The 5,251-nt window shown below is 41.6% G+C and carries 2 protein-coding genes; both read left to right on the top strand.

What is annotated here, in order from left to right:
- Positions 1-1,187, top strand: a 1,187-nt coding sequence (locus B6C84_RS11620) for a hypothetical protein (protein WP_165755163.1), incomplete at its 5' end; no start/stop codon positions are given.
- Positions 1,188-2,744: 1,557 nt separating this feature from the next.
- Positions 2,745-4,130, top strand: coding sequence for a hypothetical protein (locus tag B6C84_RS11360; protein WP_086361350.1), 1,386 nt, complete (start codon positions 2,745-2,747; stop codon positions 4,128-4,130).
- The last annotated feature ends 1,121 nt before the right edge of the window (positions 4,131-5,251 follow it).

Genomic DNA, 5,251 nt, shown 5'->3' with positions numbered 1-5,251 from the left:
TGTTAGTACCAACGGATACTAATTCTATTGCATTAAGTTCACTTATTGGCACACCGTATAATTATTGGGGTGATGATGATGGCGATGGTCAGGGGATTGATGGTATCACCGCTACCGGTAGTTTAAAATTATCTATTGTTGATAAAGACAATAATCCTGTTGCCCGTAATGAAGTGCTGACTAGTTGTAATAACAATAAAGCACCATATAAATTAACCTTATCGAATAGTGAAGGTAGATTAACAACACGTTATGGGGTACCTAATGAAAGTCGTTTTAGTGCAGGTAATGCCACTTATTATATTAAACCTAAGGCAGCGCCAGCGATTTGTTTAGTAAGCCCTTATAACACATCTAACGATGGCGGTAGGTTTTCGTTTGGTCTTTCTGCTGCCGTTTGGCAAGAGGATAAGGGGTTTCTACCACAGTCAGTTACGCCGTCGTCTTATGGTTTAAACTTCCCGACTACTGGTGCTAATAATTTGCTTTTTTGGTTATATATTGGTGGTGTTAGTCAGGCCTTATCTTGGGCGCCGGTTTCTCATGGAGGTATTACGGCTACTATGACCGGTGACAGAACCGGCATTAATGGACTCCACTACGTTAGAGTCACCCTAACGGGTCCTGCTGTTACAGACCCTAATCAACAGAAATCAGATAATCCAGGTAGAATCGGTAGACCATCTTTACCTCAGGTATTTGAGTTAGTCGGTCGTGATAGTAGGGGTAATGCGGTGGTCAAATATGGATTTGTGTTAAAGCAGTGGTTTGTTAGTCGTGATTATTATAAAACCTATTCTAATACGGAATCTTGGTGTAATAAGATTGGAGGATACCGTGTTCCAAAGGTCAAGGATTTAACTAATGCGAGTTGTAAGGGGGAACCGGGGCCTGAAGTTCCTGCTTATTATTGTCGAGGTTATGAAAGTGAAATAAATGCATTAACGGCAACGCCTTCGTCACCTGATAATACTACCCGTCGTCACATTGGTGGAGGATTTCTCTCGGAATGGGGGTGGATGTCTGATTACAGCAGAGACCGTGGTGCCAACTTCTGCCTAGGATGTATCTATTGGACGCAAGATAGGGTGGGTAGTAGTTTTTTGCTGGTTGGCACGCTTAAAGGTAGTATTAGCGTTCAAGGAGATAATCAAGAAACGAGCAGCGGACTCTGTGTCTATCCTTAGCTATTATTTCTTAGTTCTTAGGTATTGAAGCTGAGGATAAGAAAAATAACGTTAGGGCGATAAAAACGATTTTGTGGTGCGACATTGGCAATGTGCTGACAACTGAGAGAGGTTAGCATGGCAAACAGGGATGTTTGGCAAGGCGGTGCTTTGTCAGGAACAAATCACAGCCGGTGCGTTAAGACCGAACGAAGGCGGAAGGCAGTCACATCGTGACCACTTGCGTAGTCGCCGCGGGAGATTGTAAAGAGGGTTGGCGCCAACCCTCTTAACTCGGACGTAATCGCCGTATAGAATTAGCCGCAAAACAACAAAACGTCCGAAACTCAAACAACCAAAAAAATTTTGAGGAACGGGGTTTTTAAAGCCAAAATCCATCCAATAAATCGCTAACGTTAGTTATAACATCAGCTAATTCCAATAATAAAAGTTTATTTTGGCAAATAAGTTTGGTGTATTTAATTTAGCGACATTGGCAACGTGCTGACAACTGAGTGAGGTTAGCATGACAAACAGGGATGTTTGCCAAGGCGGTGCTTTGTCAGGAACAAATCACAGCCGGTGCGTTAAGAACGAACGAAGGCGGAAGGCAGTCACATCGTGACCACTTGCGTAGTCGCCGCGGGAGATTGTAAAGAGGGTTGGTGCCAACCCTCTTAACTCGGACGTAATCGCCGTATAGAATTAGCCGCAAAACAACAAAACGTCCGAAACTCAAACAACCAAAAAAATTTTGAGGAACGGGGTTTTTAAAGCCAAAATCCATCCAATAAATCGCTAACGTTAGTTATAACATCAGCTAATTCCAATAATAAAAGTTTATTTTGGCAAATAAGTTTGGTGTATTTAATTTAGCGACATTGGCAACGTGCTGACAACTGAGTGAGGTTAGCATGACAAACAGGGATGTTTGCCAAGGCGGTGCTTTGTCAGGAACAAATCACAGCCGGTGCGTTAAGACCGAACGAAGGCGGAAGGTAGTCACATCGTGACCACTTGCGTGGTCGCCGCGGGAGATTGTAAAGAGGGTTGGCGCCAACCCTCTTAACTCGGACGTAATCACCGTATAGAACTAGCCACCAAACAACAAAACGTCCGAAACTCAGCGAACCAAAAAAATTGAGGAAAGGGGTTTTTAAAGCCTAAAAATCCCCCTAAAGTTTCTTCGAAATAGGTTTTAAGGGCGTAATTAAGACATAATATTACATTAATCTTTACAAAAGTTAACAATTAAACCATCAAAAAAAGTTGCATGGTTTTTTGCAATCACTATACTTTTATAGCATATTTATACGAATGGATAAATTTTATGCCATTAGGCTTAAAATTTTAAATAAATCATAAAATTGGATTGACAAGGATATCTGATATGGATTATAATTTTCAACACACAACACACAACACACAACCTGCCCAACCTATAATTTCATCTTTCTAAAGTTAAGCTCATACCGTTTATTATTTCACTACAATTTATTATTTCAGCAATTTCCAAAATTTCCGCAATTCCGGCAAAATTTTTCAAAATTTCTTGGTTTAGCCTTTTTATCTCGGCCGATGGTTTTGGTATTAATCTTAGTTGTTTTACTTTCTACCTCTTTTGCTAATTATGCATTAACCACAAAAACGACCAATATTATTTATGGCTCAGCACCTTATTTAACCTTTGATGGTGGTCGTACCCAGGTGACAAATACCGAAGCACTACTCAGGATATCGCTTTCTGATGGAAGAACATTTACTCCGACAACCAATGATTCAAGTTTTTTCAATCCTATCGTTTTACCTGTTGCTGGTCAGAGTTCTACGGATATTGGTATGTTAGTACCAACGGATACTAATTCTATTGCATTAAGTTCACTTATTGGCACACCTTATAATTATTGGGGGGATGATGATGGTGATGGTCAGGGAGTTAATGGTGTCACCGCTACCGGTAGTTTAAATTTATCTATTGTTGATAAATTCAATAATCCTGTTGCCCGTAATGAAGTACTGACTATTTGTAAAGCGCCATATAGATTAACCTTATCTAATGGTGAAGGTACATTAAAAACACGTTATGGTGTGCCTAATGAAAGTCGTTTTAGTGCTAGTAATGCCTCTTATTATATTAAACCTAAGACAGCGCCAGTGATTTGTTATGCACAACCTGACTCACATTACGGTAATGGTATATATGCTGGTCCTGCTTCCATTTGGAACCCTGATTGGGGTTTTCTACCACAGTCAGTTACACCATCGTCTTATGGTTTAAACTTCCCGACTACTGGTGCTAATAATTTGCTTTTTGATTTAGATATTGGTGGTGTTAGTGAAGCCTTATCTTGGGCTCCGGTTTCTCATAGTGGTATTACTGCTACTATGATCAATTCAACAAGATACCATATTCATGTCACCCTAACAGGTCCTGTTGCTAAAGACTATCAATTGCGTTCAGATAATCCAGGTGAAATCGCCAGACCATCTTTACCTCAGGTATTTGAGTTAGTCGGTCGTGATAGCAGTGGTAATGCAGTGGTCAAATATGGATTTGAGTTAAAGCAGTGGTTTGTTAATCGTGGATATAGCTATAAAACCCATTCTAATATGGAATCTTGGTGTAATAAGATTGGATACCGTCTCCCAAAGGTCAGTGATTTAACTAATGCGTCTTGTCAGGGAAATAATTCAGAGAAATGTGGAGATTATGCAAATGAAATAGTAGGGGCAACGCCTTCGGCACCTAATAATTCATATATGCGTCACATGGGTGCAGGATTTTTCGCGGAATGGGGGAGGGTGGAATATTACTTAGTGACCTTCTTCTTCGGAGGCGACTATTGGACGCAAGATAGGGCGGGTAGTAGTCAAGAGTTTTTTACGGTTGACTCGGCGTATGGTTGGGTGGGTCACGCTGATAGGGAATATACCAACGTCAGAGGACTCTGTGTCTATCCTTAGCTATTATTTTTTAGTTCTTAGGTATTGAAGCTGAGGATAAGAAAAATAACGTTAGGGTGTTAAATAATCATTGCGCCCTGCCAAGGCAATGGCGTTGACGAAGTCGGCGATAAAAAACGATTTTGTAGTGCGACATTCGCAACGTGCTGACAACTGAGTGAGGTTAGCATGGCAAACAGGGATGTTTGCCAAGGCGGTGCTTTGTCAGGAACAAATCACAGCCGGTGCGTTAAGACCGAACGAAGGCGGAAGGCAGTCACATCGTGACCACTTGCGTGGTCGCCGCGGGAGATTGTAAAGAGGGTTGGCGCCAACCCTCTTAACTCGGACGTAATCACCGTATAAAAACAACCACAAAACAACAAAACGTCCGAAACTCAAACAACCAAAAAATTTTGAGGAGAGGGGTTTTTAAAGCCAAAATCCATCCAATAAATTGCTAACGTTAGTTATAACATCAGCTAGTTCCAATAATAAAAGTTTATTTTTATTAATTAGTTTGATGCTTCTCATTTTGCGACATTCGCAATGTGCTGACAACTGAGTGAGGTTGGCATGACAAACAAGGATGTTTGGCAAGGCGGTGCTTTGTCAGGAACAAATCACAGCCGGTGCGTTAAAAGCGAACGAAGGCGGAAGGTAGTCACATCGTGACCACTTGCGTGGTCGCCGCGGGAGATTGTAAAGAGGGTTGGCGGCAACCCTCTTAACTCGGACGTAATCGCCGTATAGAAACAACCGCAAAACTAGCTATCAAACAACAAAACGTCCGAAATTCATCGAACCAAAAAAATTTTGAGGAGAGGGGTTTTTAAAGCCAAAATCCCGCCTAAAGTTTCCCCGAAATTGGTTTTAAAACTAAAATTAGCTCGCTATAAACATAAAAGTTTATTTTGGCAAATAAGTTTGGTGTATTTAATTTAGCGACATTCGCAACGTGCTGACAACTGAGAGAGGTTAGCATGGCAAACAGGGATGTTTGCCAAGGCTGTGTTTTGTCAGGAACAAATCACAGCCGGTGCGTTAAGACCGAACGAAGGCGGAAGGCAGTCACGCAGTGACCACTTGCGTGGTCGCCGCGGGAGATTGTAAAGAGGGTTGGCGCCAACCCTCTTAACTCG

The sequence above is a fragment of the Gilliamella apis genome (assembly GCF_002142155.1).
GTDB classification, from domain to species: domain Bacteria; phylum Pseudomonadota; class Gammaproteobacteria; order Enterobacterales; family Orbaceae; genus Gilliamella; species Gilliamella apis.
The sequence above is the reverse complement of the archived record's forward strand: the minus strand, read 5'-3'. Positions and strand labels throughout refer to the sequence as shown.